This is a genomic window from Solwaraspora sp. WMMB335, from assembly GCF_049179075.1.
Classification (GTDB): Bacteria; Actinomycetota; Actinomycetes; order Mycobacteriales; family Micromonosporaceae; genus Micromonospora_E.
The window spans coordinates 4,589,138-4,611,431 of sequence record NZ_JBMHMF010000001.1; the positions used below are offsets into that span (position 1 = coordinate 4,589,138).

The 22,294-nt window shown below is 71.5% G+C and carries 16 protein-coding genes; 13 read left to right on the forward strand and 3 right to left on the reverse strand.

Annotation, left to right across the window (positions count from 1 at the left end):
• Positions 1–15 precede the first annotated feature (15 nt).
• Positions 16–2,805 carry a hypothetical protein gene (locus tag ACN27F_RS19815; protein WP_421435519.1) on the forward strand — a complete coding sequence of 930 codons (2,790 nt, stop codon included), beginning with the start codon at positions 16–18 and terminating at the stop codon, positions 2,803–2,805.
• Here the strand turns inward: ACN27F_RS19815 and ACN27F_RS19820 are convergent.
• The gene (locus ACN27F_RS19820; RefSeq protein WP_421435520.1) at positions 2,732–5,209 is read right to left on the reverse strand and encodes a hypothetical protein; all 2,478 of its coding nucleotides are present in this window, start codon (positions 5,207–5,209) and stop codon (positions 2,732–2,734) included. The genes ACN27F_RS19815 and ACN27F_RS19820 overlap by 74 nt on opposite strands.
• A gap of 39 nt (positions 5,210–5,248) precedes the next feature.
• Positions 5,249–6,550, reverse strand: a complete 1,302-nt coding sequence (locus tag ACN27F_RS19825) for a hypothetical protein (protein ID WP_421435523.1) — start codon at positions 6,548–6,550, stop codon at positions 5,249–5,251.
• 120 nt (positions 6,551–6,670) lie between these two features.
• Here ACN27F_RS19825 and ACN27F_RS19830 point away from each other — a divergent pair, with 120 nt between their 5' ends.
• The 7 genes from ACN27F_RS19830 (at position 6,671) to mycP (ending at position 13,530) form a co-directional block, all read left to right on the forward strand.
• Positions 6,671–6,961 carry a hypothetical protein gene (locus tag ACN27F_RS19830; RefSeq protein WP_421435524.1) on the forward strand — a complete coding sequence of 97 codons (291 nt, stop codon included), beginning with the start codon at positions 6,671–6,673 and terminating at the stop codon, positions 6,959–6,961.
• Positions 6,958–7,266, forward strand: a complete 309-nt coding sequence (locus ACN27F_RS19835) for a hypothetical protein (protein WP_421435527.1) — start codon at positions 6,958–6,960, stop codon at positions 7,264–7,266. The genes ACN27F_RS19830 and ACN27F_RS19835 overlap by 4 nt, the downstream gene beginning before the upstream one ends.
• A gap of 77 nt (positions 7,267–7,343) precedes the next feature.
• Positions 7,344–7,886: a sigma-70 family RNA polymerase sigma factor gene (locus ACN27F_RS19840; RefSeq protein ID WP_421435528.1), complete on the forward strand. Its 543-nt coding sequence runs from the start codon at positions 7,344–7,346 to the stop codon at positions 7,884–7,886.
• Between the two features lie 198 nt (positions 7,887–8,084).
• Positions 8,085–9,776 carry an RICIN domain-containing protein gene (locus ACN27F_RS19845; RefSeq protein WP_421435530.1) on the forward strand — a complete coding sequence of 564 codons (1,692 nt, stop codon included), beginning with the start codon at positions 8,085–8,087 and terminating at the stop codon, positions 9,774–9,776.
• A 29-nt stretch (positions 9,777–9,805) separates the two neighbouring features.
• On the forward strand, positions 9,806–11,512 hold the full coding sequence (locus tag ACN27F_RS19850; RefSeq protein WP_421435532.1) for a S8 family serine peptidase: 1,707 nt from the start codon (positions 9,806–9,808) through the stop codon (positions 11,510–11,512).
• A gap of 48 nt (positions 11,513–11,560) precedes the next feature.
• Positions 11,561–12,304 (forward strand): zf-HC2 domain-containing protein, encoded by a 744-nt coding sequence (locus tag ACN27F_RS19855; protein WP_421435534.1) that lies wholly within the window; start codon positions 11,561–11,563, stop codon positions 12,302–12,304.
• Between the two features lie 14 nt (positions 12,305–12,318).
• Positions 12,319–13,530, forward strand: a complete 1,212-nt coding sequence (mycP, locus tag ACN27F_RS19860; RefSeq protein WP_421435537.1) for a type VII secretion-associated serine protease mycosin — start codon at positions 12,319–12,321, stop codon at positions 13,528–13,530.
• A gap of 16 nt (positions 13,531–13,546) precedes the next feature.
• On the opposite strand, the gene eccCa is transcribed toward mycP, so the two are convergent.
• Positions 13,547–17,512, reverse strand: coding sequence for a type VII secretion protein EccCa (gene eccCa / locus ACN27F_RS19865; protein WP_421435539.1), 3,966 nt, complete (start codon positions 17,510–17,512; stop codon positions 13,547–13,549).
• 165 nt (positions 17,513–17,677) lie between these two features.
• Between eccCa and ACN27F_RS19870 the strand changes: the two genes are divergently transcribed.
• The 5 genes from ACN27F_RS19870 to ACN27F_RS19890 all read left to right on the forward strand — a co-directional run bounded on the left by ACN27F_RS19870 (position 17,678) and on the right by ACN27F_RS19890 (position 22,201).
• Positions 17,678–18,571 (forward strand): hypothetical protein, encoded by an 894-nt coding sequence (locus ACN27F_RS19870; RefSeq protein WP_421435541.1) that lies wholly within the window; start codon positions 17,678–17,680, stop codon positions 18,569–18,571.
• A 23-nt stretch (positions 18,572–18,594) separates the two neighbouring features.
• The gene (eccD, locus tag ACN27F_RS19875; RefSeq protein ID WP_421435543.1) at positions 18,595–19,992 is read left to right on the forward strand and encodes a type VII secretion integral membrane protein EccD; all 1,398 of its coding nucleotides are present in this window, start codon (positions 18,595–18,597) and stop codon (positions 19,990–19,992) included.
• A gap of 16 nt (positions 19,993–20,008) precedes the next feature.
• Positions 20,009–21,421 (forward strand): type VII secretion protein EccB, encoded by a 1,413-nt coding sequence (gene eccB, locus ACN27F_RS19880; RefSeq protein WP_421435545.1) that lies wholly within the window; start codon positions 20,009–20,011, stop codon positions 21,419–21,421.
• Between the two features lie 117 nt (positions 21,422–21,538).
• Positions 21,539–21,865: a WXG100 family type VII secretion target gene (locus tag ACN27F_RS19885; protein ID WP_421435548.1), complete on the forward strand. Its 327-nt coding sequence runs from the start codon at positions 21,539–21,541 to the stop codon at positions 21,863–21,865.
• Between the two features lie 39 nt (positions 21,866–21,904).
• The gene (locus ACN27F_RS19890) at positions 21,905–22,201 is read left to right on the forward strand and encodes a WXG100 family type VII secretion target (RefSeq protein WP_421435549.1); all 297 of its coding nucleotides are present in this window, start codon (positions 21,905–21,907) and stop codon (positions 22,199–22,201) included.
• Positions 22,202–22,294 lie beyond the last annotated feature (93 nt).

The following is a 22,294-nucleotide window of genomic DNA, read 5'->3' on the forward strand; positions in this document are numbered from 1 at the left end:
GACGGGAGACGCCTGATGACGGCCACCGCAGTACCGGTCGCTGTCCCGCTACCCGGACCGGCGGGGCCGGCAGCATCCACCGCCGCCGGGCTCACCCTGCTCGTCGGCCCGCCCGGGATCGGGCGTACGAGCGCCCTGCGCGCCCGGCGCGCGGCTGCCGAGGCGGCCGGAGAGCCGGTCCTGGACCTGTGTTTGTCCATCGAGGACCGCGATGAGCCCTGGTATCTGGCTGGGCGCGTGCTTGCCGGCCTCGCGCCGCTGCCCGCCCGACTTGCCGCCGGCCGGGGCCGGGGCACCCTGGAACCGTCGACGGCAACGCTCGTCCGGGCGCTGCGCCGCCACCGCGGGCTGACCGTCTTCGTCGACGACGCCCAGTGGGCCGACCCGCAGTCGGCCGCTGCCCTGCTGGCTGCCCTGCACGGCACCGACGTGAGTCAGACGCGCTGCGTAGCCGCGATGTGTTCCGGGTCCGACACCGCGGTCGCCGAGGCGGTGTCGGCCGCGTTCGACCGGCTCCGTGCCGCCGGACGGGCACGAATCGTCCCGATACGTCCATTCACCCGGGCCGAGTCCGACGCGCGGGCAGCCGAGATCCTGAACGCGACGCCACACGGCGCGTTGCGCGACGCGCTGCGCCGGCTCAGTCGTGGCCGGCCGGCCGCGTTGCTCGCTGCGGCGTACGGCTACCAGGGTTCGCCGGCCGTGCGGGTACTGGATCGACGGGCCTACCTGATCGACCCGGTGGCCACCCCGCGGATACCCGCCGACCACTCTCTGCTGGATCCGGTACGCAGGCTGGGCGCCGGTGCCTTCGCCACCGCCCGGGCACTAGCGGTGCTGCAGCCGTTGGGCTCGGTCGTACCGTCACTGGCAGTCCGAGCGACCGGCCGTACGTCGGCCGAGGTGGATGACGATCTGGCCGCCTTAGGTGCGGGGGGCGTCGCGAGCGAGCGCCCTCGTGGTTGGCGGATCACGGTGCCTGCGGTGACGGTGGCGCTCACCGCCTGCCTGGGGCCCTACGAGCGGCAGCGGGTGGCCCAGGTGGCGGTCGAGGCGATCTGGTCCGGCGAAGCGGCCTGCGCCGATCCCGACTTCCTGCCCGACCAGATCACCATCGCCGGGCGCCTGGTCGACCGGCACCGGGCGACGGACTTGTTGCGGGAGCGTGCACAGGCAGCCGAGGCCGCCCGCCCGTCGTCGGCCGCCCGCTGGTGGGCTGCCGCCGCCGCACTCAGCGCGGCGTGGCAGGACCGGTCGGAAGCGTTGCTCGCCGGCGCTGGCGCAGCCCTGGACAACGGCCGGCACGCGGCGGCGCAAACGCAGTTGAGCCGACTGCTCGGCGACCAGATCGGCCAGCTGTCCACAGCGGCCCGTCAGGAAGCTGAACTGCTCGAACTGGTCCGCATCAGCGGGGCTGACGATCCCGGGTCGGTGCTGGCCGTCGCGGCTGGCGAACCCTGGCGTCCGGGGGGCCTGTCGCCTGTCCCGGTGACCCGGGCCGCGGCCCTCGGCTTGCTGGACCGCTGGGGGGAAGCAGCCGATCTGCTCGGTGCCACCGGGCCCGACCCCGGGCCCGCCGGACCATCCGCAGCACCGGCGGTCGTCGGCCCCGGCCAGCTGGATCCGCTGACCGACATGGTCACCGCCCAGGTAGCGGCGGTGAGCGGCCGGACCGCGACGCTGCGTTCGCCGATCCACCCGGCGCCGTCCGGCGGTCCACCACCTCCGGCCACGCAGCTGGGTCCGTCCGCGCCCGGATCGGCGCCTCTGCCGGGTTCCCGCCGCCGGCAGGTGACCGCCGCTCTCGGCCGGTACCGTTTCGCGGTCGCCGCCGGCGATCCGACAGCCGCCGACGCGGTGCTCGTGGCGGCCGGCCTCGGTCGGGCCGACCTGCCGGCGCCCGAGCGTTGCCTGTCCGACTGGCAGCATGGGCGGTGGCCCGAAGCGCTCGACGCGGCGCAGGTCAGCATCGCCGCTGGCCTGGCGGCCGGTCGCTGGCCGGCTGTGGTGCTGGTGCACCGGGCCGGAGCGGAGGTGCTGCTCGGCCAGGGTTGGCCGATGCGGGCCCGCGCGATGCTCGACGCGGCCCGGATCCGTCGCATTTCCCTGCCGTACCTGATGGCAACTGCGGCGGTCGACGTGGAGCTGGCCCTCGGCGACGCCTCCGCAGCCGGCAGAATCGCCGAGGAGGCCCTCGCCGCCGCAGCCCGCTGCGGGGCACTGGTCGGCACGGACGAACTGTGGATGGTCACCGCGGAGCTGGCGGCGCTGCGCGGTGACCGGCCGGGCGCCCTGGCGGCGGCGGATCGCGCCGGCGCGGTCGCGGCCGTGCTGGGCGGCACCGCTGCGGCGCTGCGAGCGGCCAGCGCCGGTCTCGTCGCCGGCCGCGACCCGGCCCGGATCACGGAGGTGACGGGACTCGCCCGGGACCTGGGCCGGCCCTTTGAGCTGGCCCGGGCCCTCGAACGGGCGGTCCGGTGGACCGGCCACCGTCCGGAACTGCTCGCCGAGGCGTACGACATCTATGACGATCTCGGAGCGATCCTGCACCGGTCCCGGGTGCGGCAGGCGATGCGCGAGCACGGTGTCGCGGTGCCGGGCCGGGCGGACGCCCTCGCCGAGGGCGAACAGTTGCTCGCCACGTTGGTTGCCGAGGGACTGACCAATCGGCAACTCGCCGCTGTCACCCAGAGCAGCGCGAAGGGTGTCGAGGGCCGGCTGTCGCGGCTGTTCACCCGGACCGGCTACCGGTCTCGGGTGGAGCTGGCGGCGGCGGTGCTGGCCGGAGAACACCAGTCCCGGTGACCGTCCGTCCCGGGGGGTCCGACTCGAACAAGGCGGACAGCGGTACGTCGGCCCGCCGGTCGCGCCGCCGCCACCGGTCACCGTCGGCGTACAGCACCTGATCCACCCGGGCGTGGTCGAACGAGGCCGGCGGCAGCACCAGTTCGACACCGTCCATCAGCAGCTCGGACAGGCGGCTGCGGACTGAGCCGAGTCCGGTCAGGCCGGCGGCGCTGGCCGGGACGTCGATCGCCGTACCGGCGTCGAGTCGCACCCGGACCAGCCGATGACCGGCGCGTAGCGCCGGACGTTTTCGTCGCGCATCGAGGACATCGCCCGCCGGCACGTCCGGCGTCTGCGGCAGGATCACCCAGGCGTGTCCGGATCGTCGGCCGCCAGGCCAGCGCACCGCCTCGTCCGGCAGCCCATCGACGCCGTGCCGGGCACCGGTGCAGCGCAGCAGCACCGGCGCCCCGGGCAGCTTCGTCCGTGCCCGCGGTCGGCCGTCGTCGTCCACCTGGTAGCCGGCCAGCAGGCGGACCCGGTCGAGCCAGGCAGCCGGCAGCAGGAACCAGCCCGACTCGTCGTCCCCGTCGCCGAGACGGTGCCGCACCTCGTTCGGCACCTCGCCGACCCGGCTCAGGTCGATGGCGCTGCCGACACCGACTTGCAGGCAGAGCAGGTACGTACCCGGGTTGGCGCGGGCGACCCGGGTGCCGTCGAGATCGCCGACCAGGAACAGGCCCGCCGTCGGGATCCCCTCGACGGCAGCACGGCCGGGCGGAACCGGGCAGGACAACCACAGCCGCACCGGTTCCGCGTTGACCAGCGGGTGTTCCGGCACCCAGCGCACTCCGTGCGCACCGCCACCACACCGGCTGGACACCGCCACCCGGTACCGGCTCGGCGTGGGCAGCACCCGGTGCGGCGGCGGTGCGGCGGCGGTGTGCGCGCCCGTCAGCGGTGCCGGGGCGGGCGCACCCGGCGGGCCGGTGCCCCCACGGACCGGCAGCAGGCAGCCGTCGTCGCTGTACCACCGGCTGCCTGCCGGTGCGGATCCCGGTCTGCCCGCCCGCAGCCAGTCAACCGGTTGCCGCCGCTTGTCGACCGCGCAGGCCCGCCCGCGCCGGACCACCACGGACGCGTCCGGCGGCAGCGACCAGATCTCGATCCGGAGTGCGGATTCCAGGGCTGCGAGGTGCGCGCACAGCCCGTCGGCGACATCGGGCGGCACCGGGGTCAGCAGCACCAGGTCCTCCCCGGTCCAGCCGAGACCGGCCAGCAGCGCCCGCAGCACGTCGCCGCCGACGGCGAGGCGACTGCCGTCGGCGTAGCACAGCGCGAGGCGACCGTCGTCCAGCAGGGACAGGTCGAGCAGTGCGCTGCCCTTCTCCGCGCTGAGGCCGGCGTCGCGAGACCGCCGCGTCGCGGGTGCGGGCCGCCGGGTGCTGACCATCGTCACCGCGCCGACCGTGCCGGCCGTCGGACCTGTGGCCGGCACCAGCCGCCCGTCGAGGTCGGTGGCGAACCGTGGCTTCGCCCGGGCGTACGGCGGCCGGTACTCGTGCCACCGCGTCACGTTCCCCCGACGGTCCCGCGCACTGAGGTCCCGGCATCCCTGTATCAGCACCGCCTCGCCGCCTGTGGCTGGCACCCACACGGTGGCGCCGGTCGTCTCGGCGAGTGTCGCCAGTTCGGTCTCGACCTGGTGACGTTCGGTTGGGTCGTCCGGCCAGCGTAGCCACAGGCGTAGGTCGCCGCCGTACAGCTGGATCGGCGACAGCGCGGCGGCGAGATCCCGACCACCGTAGCCGGTCTGGACCGCCGCGTCGTCAGGTTCGTACCGCGGCAGGTGGAACCCGCCGTCGCCGGTCGCCACGGTGACGGTGACCAGATCGGGGTGTCCGCCGCCGAGTTGGGCCGCCGCCGCCCGACGATCCACGAAGTTGTCGGCGGCGACGAGCTCGACTCCCTCCGGCAGTGGCAGGGTCGCCAGCCCGGTCCGGGGCAGCACCAGCCCGCCGACCAGGTCGAACCAGCCGGGTAGCGTGGTCGCCAAACTGGCCGGCTGCACCAGGATCCAGTTGACGACCTCGCCGCTGTCCCGGTCGACCGGGACAGCTTCGCTCACCGACCCGTCGGGCTCGCGGCGCAGGTCGACCGACGCGCCGGCCGGTGCGGCGAGGATGTCGCAACAGAGCTGGTCCGCGACCCGGCCGAGCAGGTCGCCGTGGCGGGCACCGTCGTCGACGAGGAGACGTAGGTGGCTGCCCGAGGTGATCGAGGACCGCGCGTAGTCGGCCACCCGGTCGGCGGAGAGCGCGACGTCAGGTGCGTCCGGGCGGGCGAGATCCCCGTCCGAGGTGTGCACCAGCACCAGATCGTGCAGGCCCCGTACGGGTGGCGGCAAGTCCGGACCGGGCACCGATCTGGTCTGTCGCTGACTGATTCGCAACGTTCCTCGCTAGTGACGGGTCGCCGGCGACGGCCAGGGCTGGTCATGACGCGCCCGACCGGGGTCGCCGTGGGCGCCGCTGCCGGCCGCACCCATCCGGATCGACCACCGCGCCGCCGGCGCCGGTCCGACGATCACCGGCACGGGGCGTCGGCCGTCGCTGCGTAGCAACTCCCGTGACCGCTCACGCAACGCCGGGGCGTCCTCCGCGGAGCAGACCACCACCAGCGTCCGGGCGGTCGACCGGTCCGTGTCCAGGTCCGCCACCGCCGGTACCCATCGGGCGACGTCGGGGACGTCTCCGCCGAGTGCGTCTCCGGTGACGACGACGTCGGTGTTCCGGCCGAGCTGGGCCACCAGCGCCACCGCGTGCTGTCGGGCGGACGTCGGGTCGCCGACAATGGTCAGCGCGTCCGGTGCGCGGCTCAGGTCGACCCACAGCCGCAGCCCGTCACGCTCGCCGAGGATCAGCGCCGCGATCGACGGAGGTGGCGGCCGGTCAGCGGGCAGCCAGCCGTACGCAGAGCCCCAGCGGGTCGGTCGCGCTCCGACCAGGCGGACCCAGCCCGGCCGGCCACCGCAGTTCAGCTCGGTGATCAGCATATCGAAGGAGTTCGGTGGGCTGGGCGGCAGCAAGACGGTCGTACCGAGGTCCGGCGTGGGTGCCGCCAGCCGTCGCGCCGTCATGACCGGATCGGCGACCCGGCCGTCGGCCGTGGCACGCCGCCGCGACGCAGGCTCACCGACGGGCTCGGGCTCAGCGACGGGCTCGGGCTCACCGACGGGGCGCGGGCGCCGCCGGACGGCCAGCGCCACCCATGCCCAGACCACGAGGAGCACGGCGAGCACGAGCAGAGCGGCCCGCAACCCGGTACCGAGCCAGCCATCGGAACCACCGGCTGGCGTACCCAACCCGTCCGCCGCGGCCGTCGACCCGGCGGGCGCGGGCAACGCGCCGGTCCTGACGGCCGGACCGGCGGCGTCCGCCGGCAGAATGAGGATCCAGCCCGGCTCCACCGTGGTCGCATCGACCATCTGCCGCCCATCCGGCTGTGGTCGGCCCTCGTTCAGCGCGAAGATCTCGCGGTAGCGGCCGCCGTCGCCGAGGGTCTTGACCGCGATGGCGAACAGATACTCCCGCTGACCGTCGACGGGCGGACCGACCACGTAGTACTTGCCGGTCTCGGTAGGAACGTTCCGTGGTGGGATCGTCCCGTCGGCCGGCGCCGCCGCGGCGGCGCCGGCGAACACGACCGCGCAGTGGGCGATCAGGACAAGCGTGCCGCAGCGTGTCACGATGCGTCGTCTCATCCTGTCTCCTCCTTCGTCTGGGTTCGACGGTCGTGCGGTGCCACAAGCCGTGGGCGGATCCGTGAACCGAGGTTGGCTGCCGGCCGTTCTCAGGGTGTTCTCCCTGAGCATGGAGGCAGTATGAGCGGGATTACACCGTACAAACCGACGGCCGGCAACGCAGCCGACAGCTGCCTCGACGCCGCCGCCGACATCGACGCGCGACTGGGCCAACTCCGCCGTCATCTGGTGAGCCTCGACCGGGCCGGCCTGGCCGACATGCCGGCCGGTCGGCTGCAGGACCTGCTGGCCGGCTTCGACATCTACGCCCGGATGCTGGACGACGCACTGCACGACATCGCTCGTCACCTGCGGGCGACCCAGGCCACCCAGCGATCCGAGGTGGCACTGGTCGGCGGTGACTGTCGATGACCGGCGGCAGCCAGGTCGACCTGGCCGAGGTGGGCCAGGCCATCGACGCACTCGCCGGGCAGGTCGCCCGTCGCCTCACCGACCTGCGGCGTGAACTCGGATCCACCGGTGGGCTGTGGGCCGGCGCGGGCGTCGACCTCGATCCGAAAATCGAGTGGACCCTGGCAGCGGACGGCATCCTCGGCCCGGACGGCATCCTCGGCCTGATCAGCGGTGCGATCCACTACGAGTGGCCGGGATACGCGCAGGCGGGCTGGTTCGACTCGGAATCCGGCGTTGGCGGAGCATGCCGAGATATTGAATGACTTTTCGGGATACCACCCGCGAGCGGTGAACTTTGGGTACGGCAGAACTCGTTATCACTGCCGTGGATCCGGTATCGATGCACGTGCCTTCCAGTGGTTCGTCGCCTGCCCCGACGCGCGACGAAGCACTCAGGACCGCCTACGAGACGCATGGCCCGATCCTGCTGAACTACCTGCTGCGGATGACCGTGGGAAACCGCGCCATGGCCGAAGACATCCTGCAGGAGACGTTGATGCGGGCCTGGAAGCATCCGGAGGCGCGCGCCGTGGACGGCCAGTGGAGCCGCGGCTGGCTGTTCACCGTGGCCCGCCGGATCGCCATCGACCACATCCGGTCGAGCCAGGGCCGGTCCACCGAACGGCTCGACGAACGCGTCGAGGAGCGGCACGGGTCGGTCGACGGAATCGACCGGCTACTTGACCGGCGCGAGGTGCGGGCGGCAGTCGCCCGCCTGCCGGAGCGCCTCCGGAGCGCGCTCATCGAGATCTACTTCCAGGAGCACTCGGTGACCGAAGCCGCCCGTCGCCTGTCCATTCCGGAGGGCACCGTCAAGTCCCGTACCTTCTATGCCCTGCGCGCCCTGCGTGAGGATCTCACCTCGCGTGGGTTCACCCTCTGAGGGCCCGGCAGAGCACCGACGTCGCCCGAGAAACTTCGTCGGGTCGTGAACCGGTCCGAGACCCGATCCGTTCACAGAGCACATCCGGTCACTGAGCACATCCGGTGGAGAGGGAAACCAACCGTGACATCGAGACCTGTGCCCCAGCCCTCGGCGAACTCTGCAGATCAGCCCTCGCCCTCGCCCCGATCACGGTCGATGCTCGGGCGGTCGTGGCGGTCGCTGCGGTCCACCCGCCAACGGGTCGAGGCGGTGGCGGCATTCACTGCGGCGCTCGCCTGCGCCGTCGCCGCCGGTCTGCAGGTCGGCCCGGCGCTGGCCGAGACGAAGATCGAGGGCAAGCCGGTGCCGGCGGACGTGCTGGCGGCGATCGTCATCGGGACGACCTCCTGCCCGTCGCTGACCGGTCCCCGGCTCGCCGCCCAGCTGATGGCCGTCTCCGAGTTCGAGCCCGGCGCCCGAACCGCGTACGGCGAGGGTCTCGCCGGCATGGACGCCAAAGCGTGGCAGGACTGGGCCCCGTGGGAGTCGGCCCAGCGTGCCGACGGGCGAGCCAATGTACTCGCCCTGGCGCACCGGACCTGCGCCTTCATCGGGCAGGCGCGGGCAGCGGAGGTGGACGGTGACCTGTGGGAGGCGGCGGTCGCCGCCGAGCGCGTCGGGCTGCCCCAGGTGATCGAGGCCAACGGCGTGCCGGACGACGCCCGGCAGCACGTCGACACCGTCGTCGGCTACGCCAACTGGTACGCCGACCAGCCGCAGTTCGCCGACGTGCAGACCCAGCGGGAGACGGACGGTTCGGCCGGTCCGACCAGCGCGCAGGTCGATGTGCCCGAAGAGTACGTCGAACTGGTGCTCACCGCCGGGCAGGTGTGTCCGGACGACGTGTCCGCCGCGCATATCGCCGCCCAGCTGATGGCGGTCTCCGGATTCGACCCGAACCTCAAGGGCAGCCACGGTGGCCAGGGCATCGCCCAGTTCACCGAAGCCATGTGGGTCGGGTACCGGCCGTCGCCGTCGGCGTCGGTATGGGAGCCGGCGGACGCGATTCCGGCCTTGGGCAGCGCGATGTGCGACCTGACCAACCAACTGGCCAACGTCAAGGCCAGCGATTCGAGTTCCTACGAGCTGGCACTCGCCGCCTACCAGTGGGGGACCACTGCGGTCCGGGCGGCTGGTGGCGTGCCGCGGCAGGCCGCGATCCCGCAGCTCGTCGACCTGGTGGCCGGCTTTCATGACGGATACGCGGCCGACGAACGGCTGATGACGCCCAACCCATCGCCGTCGCCGTCGCCGTCGCCGTCACCGAGCCCGTCCGGGCCGGAGCAGCCGTCGCCGAGCCCGGAGCCTGCCACCACCAGCCCGTCGCCGTCGCCGTCCCCCTCGCTTCAGCCCGAAGCGCCGAAGACCGAGGAGGCCGAGGCACCCCCGGCGAAGGTCTGGGATCCGACGGTTCGCTATCAGTTCACCAACGCGCTGAGCGGCCGGGTGATGGAGGTGCCGGGCCCGGACACGACCACCACTTCCGGGGCGACCGTGCAGCTCTGGAGCAATAGCCGGGGCGAAGACCAGCACTGGCACATCACCGACGCGCCGGACACCGGTTGGGTGATCATCACCAACGCCTTCAACCACAAAGCCCTCGGCATCCGGGACGCGTCGCTCGACGACCGGGCCAAGCTGGTCCTCGTCGAGCCGGACAGCCGCGACCGCAACCAGCAGTGGAAGCTGACGCGCACGGCCGACGGCAGTTACAGCATCCTCAACCGCAATTCCGACAAGGTGCTCGACATCCTCGGAAACGACTGCTGCGGTAGCAACGGGACCCCGGTCACCCAGTGGAGCTGGCAGGACTACGCCGTCGATCAGCGATGGATCCTGAGCAGGTGATCCGGCCAGGGGGCGCGGCAGCTCCCCGCGTGACGAGCTGGGTCGCGGCGGCGGTCGCCGCGATCCTGCTCGTGGCCGCCACGCCCGGGGGGTCGGCACACGCCGACGAGCAGGTGGCGTACTACACGGTGGCGGCGTCGTACCAGGGTAGGCCCGAGACCCTCCGGGACATCGCGGCCCGGCTGCTCGGCGACGGCTCCCGGTACACCGAGGTGTACAACCTCAACGCCGGGCGGCGCCAGCCGGACGGACATGCGCTGACCGATCCCGACTCGCTGCGGGCCGGCTGGTACCTGGTGCTGCCCTGGGACGCCGCCGGCTCCGGCATCCAGTACGGGGTGCTGCCGACGGAGCCACCGCCACCGGTGCCCAGTCCCGCGCCGGTGATCGACAACCCGACGACTTCGCCGGTGCGGCCGGCCGACCCGGCCGCACCGGACCAGCCGGCAGATCCGGGGGCGACCACCGGCGCGGGCGCGCCTGACGGTCGGGAATCGTCTGACGGTCGGGACTTGTCTGGCGATCGGGACTTGTCCAGTGGTCGGGACTCGTCCGGCGGCCTGGGTGAGCGGCCGGCGCTGGCCGGCGTACCACCCGACCCGGCGCAAGTGCCGACCGAGCCACCGCCACCGGTCGACAAGGCCGAGTGTGTGGTGGCGACCGCCGCGAGTGAACCCTCCGACTGGGGGACGGTGCGGATAGCCGCTGACCTGGCCTGGCCGCACAGCCGGGGACACGGCCAGCTCGTGGCGATCGTCGATTCCGGCGTGGACGGCAACAGCGCGCAGTTGAGTGGTCGAGTGGCGATCGGCGCGAACATCGCGACCGGTAACGGTCGGGGCGATGTCGACTGTCTGGGCACCGGAACGGCGATGGCCGGTCTGGTGGCCGCCGAGCCGGCTACAGCGGAGGACACCTTCACCGGTGTCGCACCCGAGTCGATGGTGATGCCGGTACGAATAGTCACCGACGACACAGCACCCGACCCGGTCGCGCAGGCGACGGCCATCGAGATCGCTGTCTCGACCGGTGCCGATGTGATCGCGTTGGGCTCCCACGTCGACATCACTGCCGATCTGGTTGCCGACGCCGTGGCGACCGCGCTGTCGCACGACATCGTCGTGGTCGCCGGGGCTCCGGTGCGCGGGGGGACCGTCGGCGCGGCGGCGGTGCCCGACGAGACCGTCGTCGTCGGTGGCATCGGAGTCGACGGGATGACGGCTGAGGACTACCTGCCGGGTTTCGTGGAAGTCGTCGCGCCGGGGGTGAACGTGACGAGCCTTGGCGCCAACGGGGCCGGGCCGTTCACCGGCAGCGGCACCGAGTACGCGGTCGCCGTGGTCGCCGGGGTCGCGGCCCTGGTCCGCGCGTCCCACCCGGGCCTGACCGCTGCGCAGGTCGCCCACCGGGTCACGGTCACCTCCGACCCGATGGGTGACGCCGAGCCGGACCCGCGCTACGGCTTCGGGATGGTCAATCCGGAGGCCGCGGTCGTCCGGGTGCTGTCCGAAGAGGTGACGTCGATCTCCGACGGCGGTCCGACGGGCCGGGCGGGCGACAGCGAGGCGGCACGGATCGCTTTCCTCGCCATCCTGTTGGCATCCATCGTCCTAATCGGACTGCTGGTTGTCCGGCTGAGACGGGCCATGCGCCAGCCGGACGAGTCCGGCGAAGGGCTGGACGCCCAGTGGCCGCAGGGGCGGCCGGTCGAGCCGGCGACCGCAGCGCCGCGGTGAGGCGGTGAGGCGGTGAGGCAGGTGACGGGTTGATGGAGGTGACTGCGGATGGCTGACGGCAGGTGCGGCGAGCCGCAGCTGCGCGAGGCACTCGGCCTGTTCCAGGTCGGTGCGCTGCCCGACGACGAGGTGGGTGCGGTCGAGCGTCACCTCGCCATCTGCGCCGACTGCCTGGCGGAGTCCGACCGGGTGGGCGAGGCCGTGATGATGCTGGCGCTGCTCTCGCCGGCCGATCGTGACGACCTGGTGGCCGAGTTCGGCTCGCCGGGTGCTGGTCCGGGCACCCGCGGCACTCGCGGTACCCGTCCCAATGGCTCCGCTGGTGGCTCGGTGCGGCCCGGTCGCGACCGACGCCGGTCGCGACGGCTGACGCTGGTCGGTGCCGGCCTGGCGGTCGTGTTGGCCCTGGTCGTCGGCGTCACCATCGGCCAGCCGATGCTCGCCCGGCTGTCAGGTGCCGATGCACCGACCACACTGGTCGCCGACGCCGCCGACAGGACGACCGGCGCCACGCTGTCCGTGACGGTCACCGCAAGCGGCGCAGAGGTTGAACTGCATGCCACCATGACCGGGCTCACCGTCGACGAGCCGTACCGGCTCTACGTCACCGACGTCGACGGGCGCAGCTGGGAGCTGGCCTCCGTCACCGGAGTGGGACGCCCACAGAAAATGGACACCACCTGCCCGGTCCCGATCGACCGTCTCGTCCGGTTCAGCATCACCGCCAGCGACGGATCACTGGCGGTCACTGCGTCGGTGCAACTGCACCCGCCGTCGGCGCCTCCGGACTGACCGTGTCAACGGTAGTGCCCATTCGGGCAGTCGCGGCACTTGCCGCCGTGCTGATCACCGCCGTGATGGCCGGGGTCCCAGCCGTGGCCGCACCGCCGACGTTACCCGACCGTGGCGACAACTGCCTACCGGCACCGGAAAGCGTGGAAGCCGGTGTGCCCTGGGCGCAGTCCTGGCTGGGGGTGGAGCGGGTCTGGCCGCTGACCCGTGGTGCGGGAATCACCGTCGCCGTCGTCGACACCGGCGTGGCGGCGAACAGCCCGCAGCTGCGTGGTCGGGTGCTGCCCGGCATCGACCTCACCAGCCCAGGCCAGCCCCGGGCCGACGACGACTGTTTCGGCCACGGCACCTTCGTCGCCGGGATCATCTGTGCCGCTCCGGCTGACGGCACCGGCTTCCACGGAGTCGCTCCCGACGTGCGGATCCTGCCGATTCGGGTGGCGAACAGCATGGACGACGGCACGGCCAGGCTGCTGGCGCGGGGCATCCGGACCGCCGTCGACGGCGGGGCCGACATCGTGAACATCTCCGCCAGCACCACGGTGCCGGAGCAGAGCCTCGTCTCAGCGATCGAGTACGCCGAACAGCGCGACGTCGTGGTGGTGTCGGCGGCCGCCAACAGCGCCGGACAGGGACAGCAGATCGCCTACCCGGCGGCGCTGCCGAGCGTACTCGCCGTCGGTGCGATCGACTCGACCGGTGCGCTCGCCGCCTTTTCCCAGACCGGAGCCCACCTCGGACTGACCGCACCCGGCGTCGAGGTGGTCAGCGTCGGTCCCGGCGGCCCCGGACACTGGCTCGGTAGCGGCACCAGCTACGCGGTGCCGTTCGTGGTGGGTGTCGCCGCGCTGGTCCGGGCGTACCGGCCGGACCTGTCCGCCGCCGAAGTACGACACCGGCTGCTGACGACCGCCGACCATCCTGCGGTAGGCCTACCTGATGCCGGCTACGGCTGGGGAGTCGTCAATCCGGCGGCGGCCGTGTCGGCGGCGCTCGCCGAGGAGGGCGCCGGCGGTCCGGTGCTGCCAGTGGACGGCGCCCGCCACCCCGATCTGCCGCCGCCCGACCCGGTCGGGCCGACGGTGGCCGCGCTCGCCGCCGGCATGTCGGTCGTGTTGATCGGGCTGGTGGCGCTGCTCACGGTGTTGCTGCCGGCCGGCCGGGCCCGCGGCTGGCGACCTGCCACCGTCGCCGTCCGGCCAACCGCCGACCACGCCGATTCGTAGTGGACCGAGCCGTCGATCAGGACGCCGGGGTCTCGGGAATCGGCACCTCGGGGGTCTGCACCAGCCGGACCGTGCGTCGGCGGTCGATGTACTGGCCACGGCCCGGTGGCAGGACCCGGGGTCGCACGTTGCCGAGGAAGCTGCCCTCCTCGCGTGGGCAGGAGAAGAGCACCGCAGGAGATCCCAGCTCCCAGGCGCGCCGCAGCACCGGGTTCATCATCGACCGGCCCGCCCCGGACGTGCTCCGGGCGATGATCAGATGGAGGCCGATCTCGGCACCGTGCGGCAGCAGCGGCAGCAATGGGGCGAGTGGGGAGTCCCGGCCGCCCTCGATGAGTTCGAAATCATCGACCAGGATGAACAGCCGGCCGCCGGTCCACCAGTCCCGCTTGGACAACCGGCTCGGCGGGATCTCCGGTCCCGGCAGCCGGGAGGTGAGCACCTGGCCGGCCTCGGCCAGGGTGGCGGCGAGCCGCTCGGCCGACATCGAGTAGCCGATCTGGTTCGCCTGAGGGATCGCCTCGTGCAACTCGCGCCGGGAGTCTCCGAAGACCACCCGTGCCTCCTTCGGCGTGTGGTGCGCGACGACACTCCGGGCGATGTGCCGCAACAGGTTGGTCTTGCCAGTCTCCGTGTCACCGAAGATCAGCAGGTGCGGGTGGGCGTCGAAGTCATGCCACAACGGAGCCAGCCGCACGTCGTCGAGGCCGAGCGGGATGCGGATCTCGGCCTCCCGCGACGGTGCGGTGGGTGCCGGCAGTTCGGCGACGAGCAGCCGGTCCGGCAGCAGCTTCACCGCAGGCGCGCGCGGCGCGGTGGGCACGTCCAACGCCTCGACCAACTCCGCGGTCGCCTCGGCGAGGTCCTCGGTGCCCGGGTCGCCGTCGATGCGCGGCAGTGCGGTGAGAAAGTGCTGGCGGTCGGTGGTGATACCACGGCCCGGGATGGCTGGGACGGTCGCCGCGACCCTGCTGTTGACCTCCGACTCGACCGGATCACCGAGCCGCAGCTCGAAGCGGGTGCCGAGCACGTCGCGCAGCCAGGGCCGGATCTCCGACCAGCGACCGGCGGAAACCAGCAGGTGTACGCCGAAGCCGAGCCCGCGCGCCGCCAGCTCACCGAAGCGGTCGTCCAGGTCCTGGAAGTCCTGCCGGGCGGTGTACCAGCCGTCGACGACGAGGAACACGTCACCGTACGGGTCGACGTCGCGAAACGCGCCGCTGGCCCGGGCCCGTCGGTAGCTGGTCATCGAGTCGATCCCGTGCTCGGCGAAGAGCATCTCACGACGGGCCAGCAGGGTGGTCATCTCCAGCACGGTGCGGGCGACCTTGTCGCGGTCCAGCCGGCTGGCGACGCCACCCACGTGGGGCAGGCGCGACAGTGCGGCCATCGCCCCGCCGCCGAAGTCGAGGCAGTAGAACTGCACCTCGGCCGCGGTATGGGTGAGCGCCAGCGCACAGATCAGGGTCCGCAGCAGCGTGCTCTTGCCGGACTGCGGTCCGCCGACGATGCCGACGTTGCCGGTGCTGCCGGCCAGGCTGGCCTGCAGCAACTCGCGGCGCTGCTGTGCCGGCAGGTCGATCAGGCCGACCGGGACGGTGAGTTGTCCCGTGCCGAAGCCGCCGATCGGCGCGAGCCCCAGGGTCGGATGCTCGACCAGCGGGGGAAGTAGCTTTTCCAGCGTCGTCGTATCGGTCAACGGCGGCAGCCACACCTGGTGGGCCGCCGGTCCGTGCCCCCGTAGCACCTGCAGCAGCATGTCGGCCAGGATCGGCGGCTTCTCCCCGTCGGCGTCGTCGTCCGGCTGCGGATCGACCGGTTGCTCCGGCCGCAGGTGGGCGGTGCCGAACGGGACCAGACCACCCTGCGTCGAGGTGCGGCGCCGCTGGTTCGGCGGTCGCCAGGGCCCGGAGCAGTACGCCGCCTTGAACCTGATCAACGTCTGGGTGTCGGGCCGCAGGTAGCCGTTGCCGGGCACGTTCGGCAGTTCGTAGGCATCCGGCACGCCGAGCACGCTGCGGCTCTCCATCGAGGAGAAGGTGCGCAGCCCGATCCGGTACGACAGGTGCGACTCGATGGTGTGGATGCGCCCCTCGTCGACCCGCTGGCTGGCCAGCAGCAGATGCACCCCGAGGCTGCGGCCGAGTCGGCCGATCATGCCGAACACGTCGATGAACTCCGGCTTGCTGCTGAGCATCTCGCTGAACTCGTCGACGACGATGAACAGCGCCGGCATCGGCTCCATCGCGACACCGTCGGCGCGGGCCCGTTCGTAGTCACGCCGCGACGGGTACCCGCTGGCCCGGAGGTGTTCCTGTCGCCGGTTCAGCTCACCGGTCAGCGCGTCCTGCATCCGATCGACGAGCTCAAGTTCCTCCGACAGGTTGGTGATCACCGCCGAGGTGTGCGGCAGCCGTTCGAAGCCGAGGAACGCCGCGCCACCCTTGAAGTCGACCAGAACCAGGTTCAACTCCTCCGACGTGTGCCGGGCGGCCAGGGCCAGCACCAGTGTCCGCAGCAGTTCGCTCTTGCCGGAGCCGGTCGCGCCGATCAACATGCCGTGCGGTCCCATTCCGCCTTCGGCGGCCTCCTTGATGTCGAGCTCGATCGGGCTGCCGGTCGAGGTCATCCCGATCGGCACCCGCAGTCGCTGCGCCGCCGTACGGCCCGCCCGGTACTCGGCCGGGTCGAAGGTGGTCAGGTCACCGAGCTGGATCAGCCCGGCCAGGTCGTAGTCGGTGGCCAGTGGTTCCTCGGTGTCGCCGCCCTGACCGACCCGGTACCGGGCGACGGCGCGGGCCAGCGCCGCGGCGGACGTCACGCTCATCAGGTCCGGGCGGCACAGCGGGCTGCTGCTCGACTTGCCCAGGTGGTCGAACGAGACGACGCTCAGCTGCTCCTCAACCGCCTGAATCAGCAGCGTGTGCGGCTGGGGTTCCCAACCGAAAGCGGCCTGGACGTCGAGGGTGATCAGATTCCGGTAGCCGTCCGTACCGAGCCGGTGGTTGGCCGGCAGGGTGGGACCGTCGAGGACCAGCACCACGAGCGGCTCCAGCGCGGTGACCGGAGTGTCCGGTTCGAAGCCCGGCCGGTCCGGTACGCCGAGAGCGGCGAGGATCTCGTCGATCTCGGCTGGTTCGGTCACGACCCGCCGCCGGGTGCCGGTCACGTCGGGGACGGAGTCGTCCTGGACGTGCGGCAACCACTTCGCCCAGTCCCAGGTGGCCCCGGTGCCGGCGACCACCAGGCAGAGGTCCTGTGGCGAGTGCGCGACGGCCAGTTGGGCCAGCATCGCGCGGACGGTTGCGCGGACGGTACGCAGATCGCCCCTGAACCCGATCCGGGCGAAGCCGCGCAGGTAGAGAGCGATCGGGGAATCCTGCAACGTGGCGTAGGCGCGGAGGAACCGGCGCAGCGCGTGCGCGGCGAGCGGCTCCAGGTCGCTGATCGGCTTGCCGGCCGGCGCGAGCAGCCGGGTCATCGAGCGCCGGGCACCCAGACCCACCCGGACCTCGCCGAAGTCCTCGTGGGACGTACGGCGTTCCCAGAGCCGTTGGCTCAGCGCCATCGTCCACAACGCCCCCGGGTGGGGGTGCAACCATCGGGCGGCTCGTCGCTCTTCGACGAGCGAGTTGCGCACCTTGCGCCGTACCTGGCCGAGATAGCGCAGGTAGTCGCGGCGTTCGCCGTTGAGTCGGTGCTTGTGCTGCCCGGCGTTGCGGATCAGCGGCACGATCATCATCGTCACGGCGGCCAGCACCATGAGGCACACTCCGACGTACGCCAACGCCCCGGCGTTGGGACGCAGGAACATCAACACCATGGCCAGCGAGGCGATGCCCATCGGGGCCAGCATCAGCACCGAGCTGATGCCGCGCTCGGCCGGTTCGGGAATGACCGGTGGCTCCTGGAGGGTGATCTCTTCGGCTGGCGCGACAGGGCCAGCCCGCCGGGCCTTGCGCGAGTAGGGGACCGTGCCCACGGGTGTCTCCTTCGGTGAGGGGTTTCCCTCCGATCGGACCGGTGCTCCGCCGCGCAAACCTGCGCGCGGGACCACCGTGCCTACCGTCTCGTGGGTGCTGTTTCGCTGGCCAAGGCGACCGGAGACCCGTAGGAAGACAGACCCACCATATCAGGAGGGGCGTTCATGACCGAGACGCGAGTCGAGCCGGACGAGTTGCGTAGGGTCGCCAGGTCGATCGGCGCCATCATGGATGACTACGACAGCATTTTCCGCAACCTGGGCTCGATGGATCCGAACGCCGGCAAATTCGATGTCGCCGAGTGGCTGGAGGACCTGTTCGCGGACCGACGCGATGCGATCGTCACGCACGCGAGGTACCTGCGGATGGCGTTCGAGGAAATCAACGCGGGACTCTACCGGATCGCTGACGCTTTCGAAGGTGTCGACATGTCCAACGGCGACGCGGTGGCTGCCGCCTCGACCGTCGCCTTGACGGCGATCGAGGACATGGAGGACGCCGAGTTCACTCCGACCGAGATGAAGATGAAGGAAAGCTACGACACCGGGGACGACGAGGACCTGGGCGACGAGAAGACGTACTCGATCGAGGACGGCGAGGTGACGGTCGAGTTCGATCCGGACAACATCCACGACATGGACGATTATCTTGAGATCGACGATCTCGGTCCGGACGACGACGAAGACATCGACCTGCGCGACGGCGAAACCATCGAGGACATCGAGGACGACGGCCTCACGCTCGACGAGGACGAGGACGAGGACGAAGACGAAGACGAGGACCAAGACGAGGACCAAGACGAAGACCAAGACGAAGACCAAGACGAGGACCCGCCGCCACCGCCAACCGGGGAACACTTCAGGGCGGTCGAGCCGAGCCCTGACGACTACGATTACGAGGAGGATCAGGGTCCACCGTCCCGGACCTATCGGACCTACATCATCGACGGCGAGCCGCAGACGGACTCGGACGGGCGGCAGATTTACTGGTACAACAGTGTTCCGTACATCAGGGTAGGCGGAAGAGGGAATCCCTTCCGGCAGTGGACAGAAGAATGAGCATCGATGTCTGCTGATTCAATATGGAACCACTGACTCGGCAGCGCCTGGCGGCCCCGGTCCGGCTGCGGTTCGTGCTCGGCGACCGGACGGCGGATCTCGCCCTACCAGGCGAGACTCCGCTGGTCGACCTGCTACCGGACGTGCTGCTGCAACTCGACCCGGACGCGGCGGACCGTGGCGCCGAACACGACGGTTGGGTGGTGCAGCGCCTCGGCAGGGCGCCGCTTGACGAGGAGCGCACCGCCGTCGAGCTGCACCTGCTCGACGGCGAGACGCTGCACTTCCGGCCACGGGCCGAGCAACTGCCGCCGATCGACTTCGACGACCTGGTCGACGGGGTCGGGGAACAGTCGCGCACCAGCCCGTACCGCTGGTCGGTCCCCCGCACCCGGGCGATGCTGCTCACCATCGGCGCGCTTGCCCTCGTCGGCGGCCTGCTGGTGCTCGGGCTGGACGGGCCGGTCGGAGTTCGCGCCGGCGTCGCCGCGCTGCTCGCCGTGCCGCTGCTCGCCGCCGCCGGGCTGGTCAGCCGGGCGGTTCCGGATCCGCAGACCGGCACCCTGCTGACCGGCGGTGCGGCGGCCTACGCGGCCATGGCCGGCTGGCTCGGTGCCGAGGCGATCGCTCCGTACTCCAGCACTTCGGTCCGGGTGGCACTGGCCTGCCTGGCCGTGCTGGTCACGCTGGCTGCCGGCGCCTCGCTGGTCGCCGCCGGATTCCTGTTGTTCACCGGCGCGCTCGCCTTCGTCGCCACCGGCTCGGTGACCGCGCTGCTGGCCGCGATCGGGCCGGTGACTCCGCAGGAGGCCGCCGCCTGCGGGCTGGTGCTGACCCTGCTGATCGCGTTGATGCTGCCGCCACTCGGTTTCCGGCTGGGTGGCCTGGCGCTGCCGCTGCTGCCGGGCAGACCGGAGCAACTGTCGGAGGACATCGAGCCGGCTCCGTACCGGATGGTGGTCGACCGAGGATCCGCCGGCTTGGCCTACCACGCCGCGCTGACCGTCGGCGTGGGTGCCGCACAGACGATCGGCGCGGCGGTGCTCCTCGCTCCCGGTGGGCTGTGGCCGATGATCATGGCGCTGGTGCTCGCCGCGTTGTTCGGCATGCGGTCCCGACACCTGAGCGGCCTGGTCGCCCGCTGGGCGACGCTGACACCGGCCATCGCGCTGGTGCTGTTCGACCTGCTGCGGTTCGCGGCCGACCGGTCCGACCTGGCCCGAGCGGTGGTCCTGGCACCGGCGGTCGTGGCCGTCGCCGGTGCCATCCTCACGGCCGGCGGCACCCTGCCGGGTCGGCGGCTGCGGCCCTACTGGGGACGGGCGGTGGACATCGCGGAGATCGTCATCGCGGTAGCGCTGATCCCGGTGCTCGGCGCGGTGCTCGGGATCTATCCGATGGTGCGCGCCTGGGCGAGTTGACGGAAGGGCATCCGCGATGGAGTCACGGCGGGATCAGGTCCACGCGTACTTCTACATCCTGGGCCGACTCAACGCCGCCCTCATGATGGGCCGGCCGGATCCGTACGAGCCGCCCAACCGCCGCCCGATGATCGGTTTGGTGATCGGGATCCTGCTGGCAGTGGTGATCGCCGGCGGCTTCGGCATCTACGGAATCTTCCGGCCGGGCGGGGACACCTCTTGGAACCGTCCCGGGGTGATCATCGCTGTCAAGGAGTCCGGAGCCCGCTACCTGCTGCTCGACGGGCACCTGCGGCCGGTGCTCAACTACGCCTCCGCCCGGCTGATCCTCGGCGGAGCCATGGACGCCGGCATCGTCCGGGTGTCGCGGCACTCCCTGACCGGGGTGCCGATGGGATCCCCGATCGGCATCCTGGGTGCTCCGGACGCGGTGCCGGCCGCGGACCGGCTCTACCGTGGATCGTGGACGGTCTGCGCACCGCCGCCGTCGCCGGCCGGCGTACCGGCGGTGACACTGCTGCTGGGCGATCTCGCCGATCCGGTGCCGCTTCGTGACGACCAGGGGTTCCTGGTGCGTACCGCCGATGGACACAACTACCTGATTTGGCAGGGCCGCCGGTATCGGATGACGGTGGCGAGCGCGGTGGCGCTCGGCTACATCGCCGAGGCGCCGGTCCTGGCGACACCGGCATGGCTGAATCCGATCCCGGCCGGGCGGGATCTGATTTTCCCGGCCGTCGGAGGCCGGGGGCAGCCTGGCCCGTCGGTAGGCGGACGGGCGACCAGAGTCGGGCAGGTCTACGAGGTCCGCAACCCGATGAGCGAGACCAACGAGCAGTTCCTGGTCCGGGCCGACGGCCTCGTCCGGCTGAGCCGGACAGCCGCCGCGCTCGTATTGGCCGACCCGGCGATCGGGCAGGCCTACCCCGACGGCCCGGTGGGGCCGATCCCGGCGCGTCCGGACGAACTGGCGGCGGCGCCGGTCGCGGCCGACATGGACTTCGTGGAAGGCTATCCGCCGGATCCGCCGCAGCCGCTGGCCGGCGGTGGTGGGTTGCCCTGCGTCGGATTCGACCCGACCGGTGCGACGGTGGCGGTGCGGCTCTATCGGGCGCCGGCCACCGCGCTCGCTGGGGCGTTGCCGGCTCCGCGGGCGGTGACCGCGACCGGCACCGCGGACCGCATCATGATCGCCCCGGGGACCGGGGTACTGGCCCGCAACCCGTACGCCCCGGGCACCGTCGGTGGCGCGATGTTCCTGATTTCCGAGTTCGGGGTCAAGTATCCGCTGCCGCCGGCGGGTGCCGAGGCGCTGGGGTACGGCGGGGTGCAGCCCGTCGACGTCCCTGGTGAGCTGCTGGAACTGCTGCCGACCGGCCCGGCGCTGGACCCGGCGGCGGCGTTGGCGAGCCAGGTCTGGGGCGGTTGACGGGGGATATCCCCGCCAAATGCGATACCGATCTTCCGCAGCCGGTGCCTGCCCATTTCCGGCTGGTTGCATGGTCCTGGACAGGGACGCTGCGTCCGAACGGAAGGGAGAGGAACCATGGCCGGCAATGCGAACACCGTCCTCGATCCGGCGGTGGCCAACAGGGTCGCCAACGACCATCGGTCGACGGCCGACGACGTCGACCGGGAGAAGGCCAAGTTCAACGATGCCGTCGATCTGATGGACGACGCCTGCGAAGGGGACATGATCAGAGCGCTCCTGGACGCGCGCGACGCCTGGGTCAGCGAGGTGAACACGATCGTCGCCGACCTGCGGGAGATGGCCGGCAACGTGGACGGCACCGTGCAGGACTTCGACGCCCAGGACCACGCCAACGCGGGTCAGATCGGCGCCGTCGGTCTGGACATCCTCAGGGACATTTAAGTCGTTCAACACGGCTACCGAGACGATAAGGACTGGAACATGGCAAACGGCAGGATCGGCTACCAGTACGACGTCCTGTTCGAGGGGATCAGCCAGATGCAGGGCGTCAACCGCACCGTTGAGGGGTTGATCGAGAAACTGTCACAGGAGACCGGGCATGCCCTCGACACCTGGAGCGGCCCGGCGGCAGCTAACTACAACGAACTGTCGGCGCGGATCGAGAAGAATTTCGGCGACATGAACACGATCGTGTACGAGCTGGCGAAGGAGCTGCAGATCCGGGCCGACGACATGCAACAGCAGGACATTCGTTCCGGTAACCGGTTCAACAGCTAGCGGGTCGAATGGCGCCGGGGGCCCACGGGCACCCCGGCGGCCCTTGGACGTTGGTGATCAAAATATGTTCTCGATGATTCGGGTGGAGTGAGT

What these genes read in the sequence shown, in the direction of transcription:
- ACN27F_RS19830 (WP_421435524.1), top strand. Translation starts at nt 6,671, where the DNA reads ATGAGCGGGATTACACCGTACAAACCGACGGCCGGCAACGCAGCCGAC.
- ACN27F_RS19885 (WP_421435548.1), top strand. Translation starts at nt 21,539, where the DNA reads ATGGCCGGCAATGCGAACACCGTCCTCGATCCGGCGGTGGCCAACAGG.
- eccD (WP_421435543.1), top strand. Translation starts at nt 18,595, where the DNA reads ATGGAACCACTGACTCGGCAGCGCCTGGCGGCCCCGGTCCGGCTGCGG.
- ACN27F_RS19890 (WP_421435549.1), top strand. Translation starts at nt 21,905, where the DNA reads ATGGCAAACGGCAGGATCGGCTACCAGTACGACGTCCTGTTCGAGGGG.
- ACN27F_RS19855 (WP_421435534.1), top strand. Translation starts at nt 11,561, where the DNA reads ATGGCTGACGGCAGGTGCGGCGAGCCGCAGCTGCGCGAGGCACTCGGC.
- eccB (WP_421435545.1), top strand. Translation starts at nt 20,009, where the DNA reads ATGGAGTCACGGCGGGATCAGGTCCACGCGTACTTCTACATCCTGGGC.
- ACN27F_RS19815 (WP_421435519.1), top strand. Translation starts at nt 16, where the DNA reads ATGACGGCCACCGCAGTACCGGTCGCTGTCCCGCTACCCGGACCGGCG.
- ACN27F_RS19870 (WP_421435541.1), top strand. Translation starts at nt 17,678, where the DNA reads ATGACCGAGACGCGAGTCGAGCCGGACGAGTTGCGTAGGGTCGCCAGG.
- ACN27F_RS19825 (WP_421435523.1), bottom strand. Translation starts at nt 6,550, where the DNA reads ATGAGACGACGCATCGTGACACGCTGCGGCACGCTTGTCCTGATCGCC.
- ACN27F_RS19845 (WP_421435530.1), top strand. Translation starts at nt 8,085, where the DNA reads ATGCTCGGGCGGTCGTGGCGGTCGCTGCGGTCCACCCGCCAACGGGTC.
- ACN27F_RS19840 (WP_421435528.1), top strand. Translation starts at nt 7,344, where the DNA reads ATGCACGTGCCTTCCAGTGGTTCGTCGCCTGCCCCGACGCGCGACGAA.
- ACN27F_RS19835 (WP_421435527.1), top strand. Translation starts at nt 6,958, where the DNA reads ATGACCGGCGGCAGCCAGGTCGACCTGGCCGAGGTGGGCCAGGCCATC.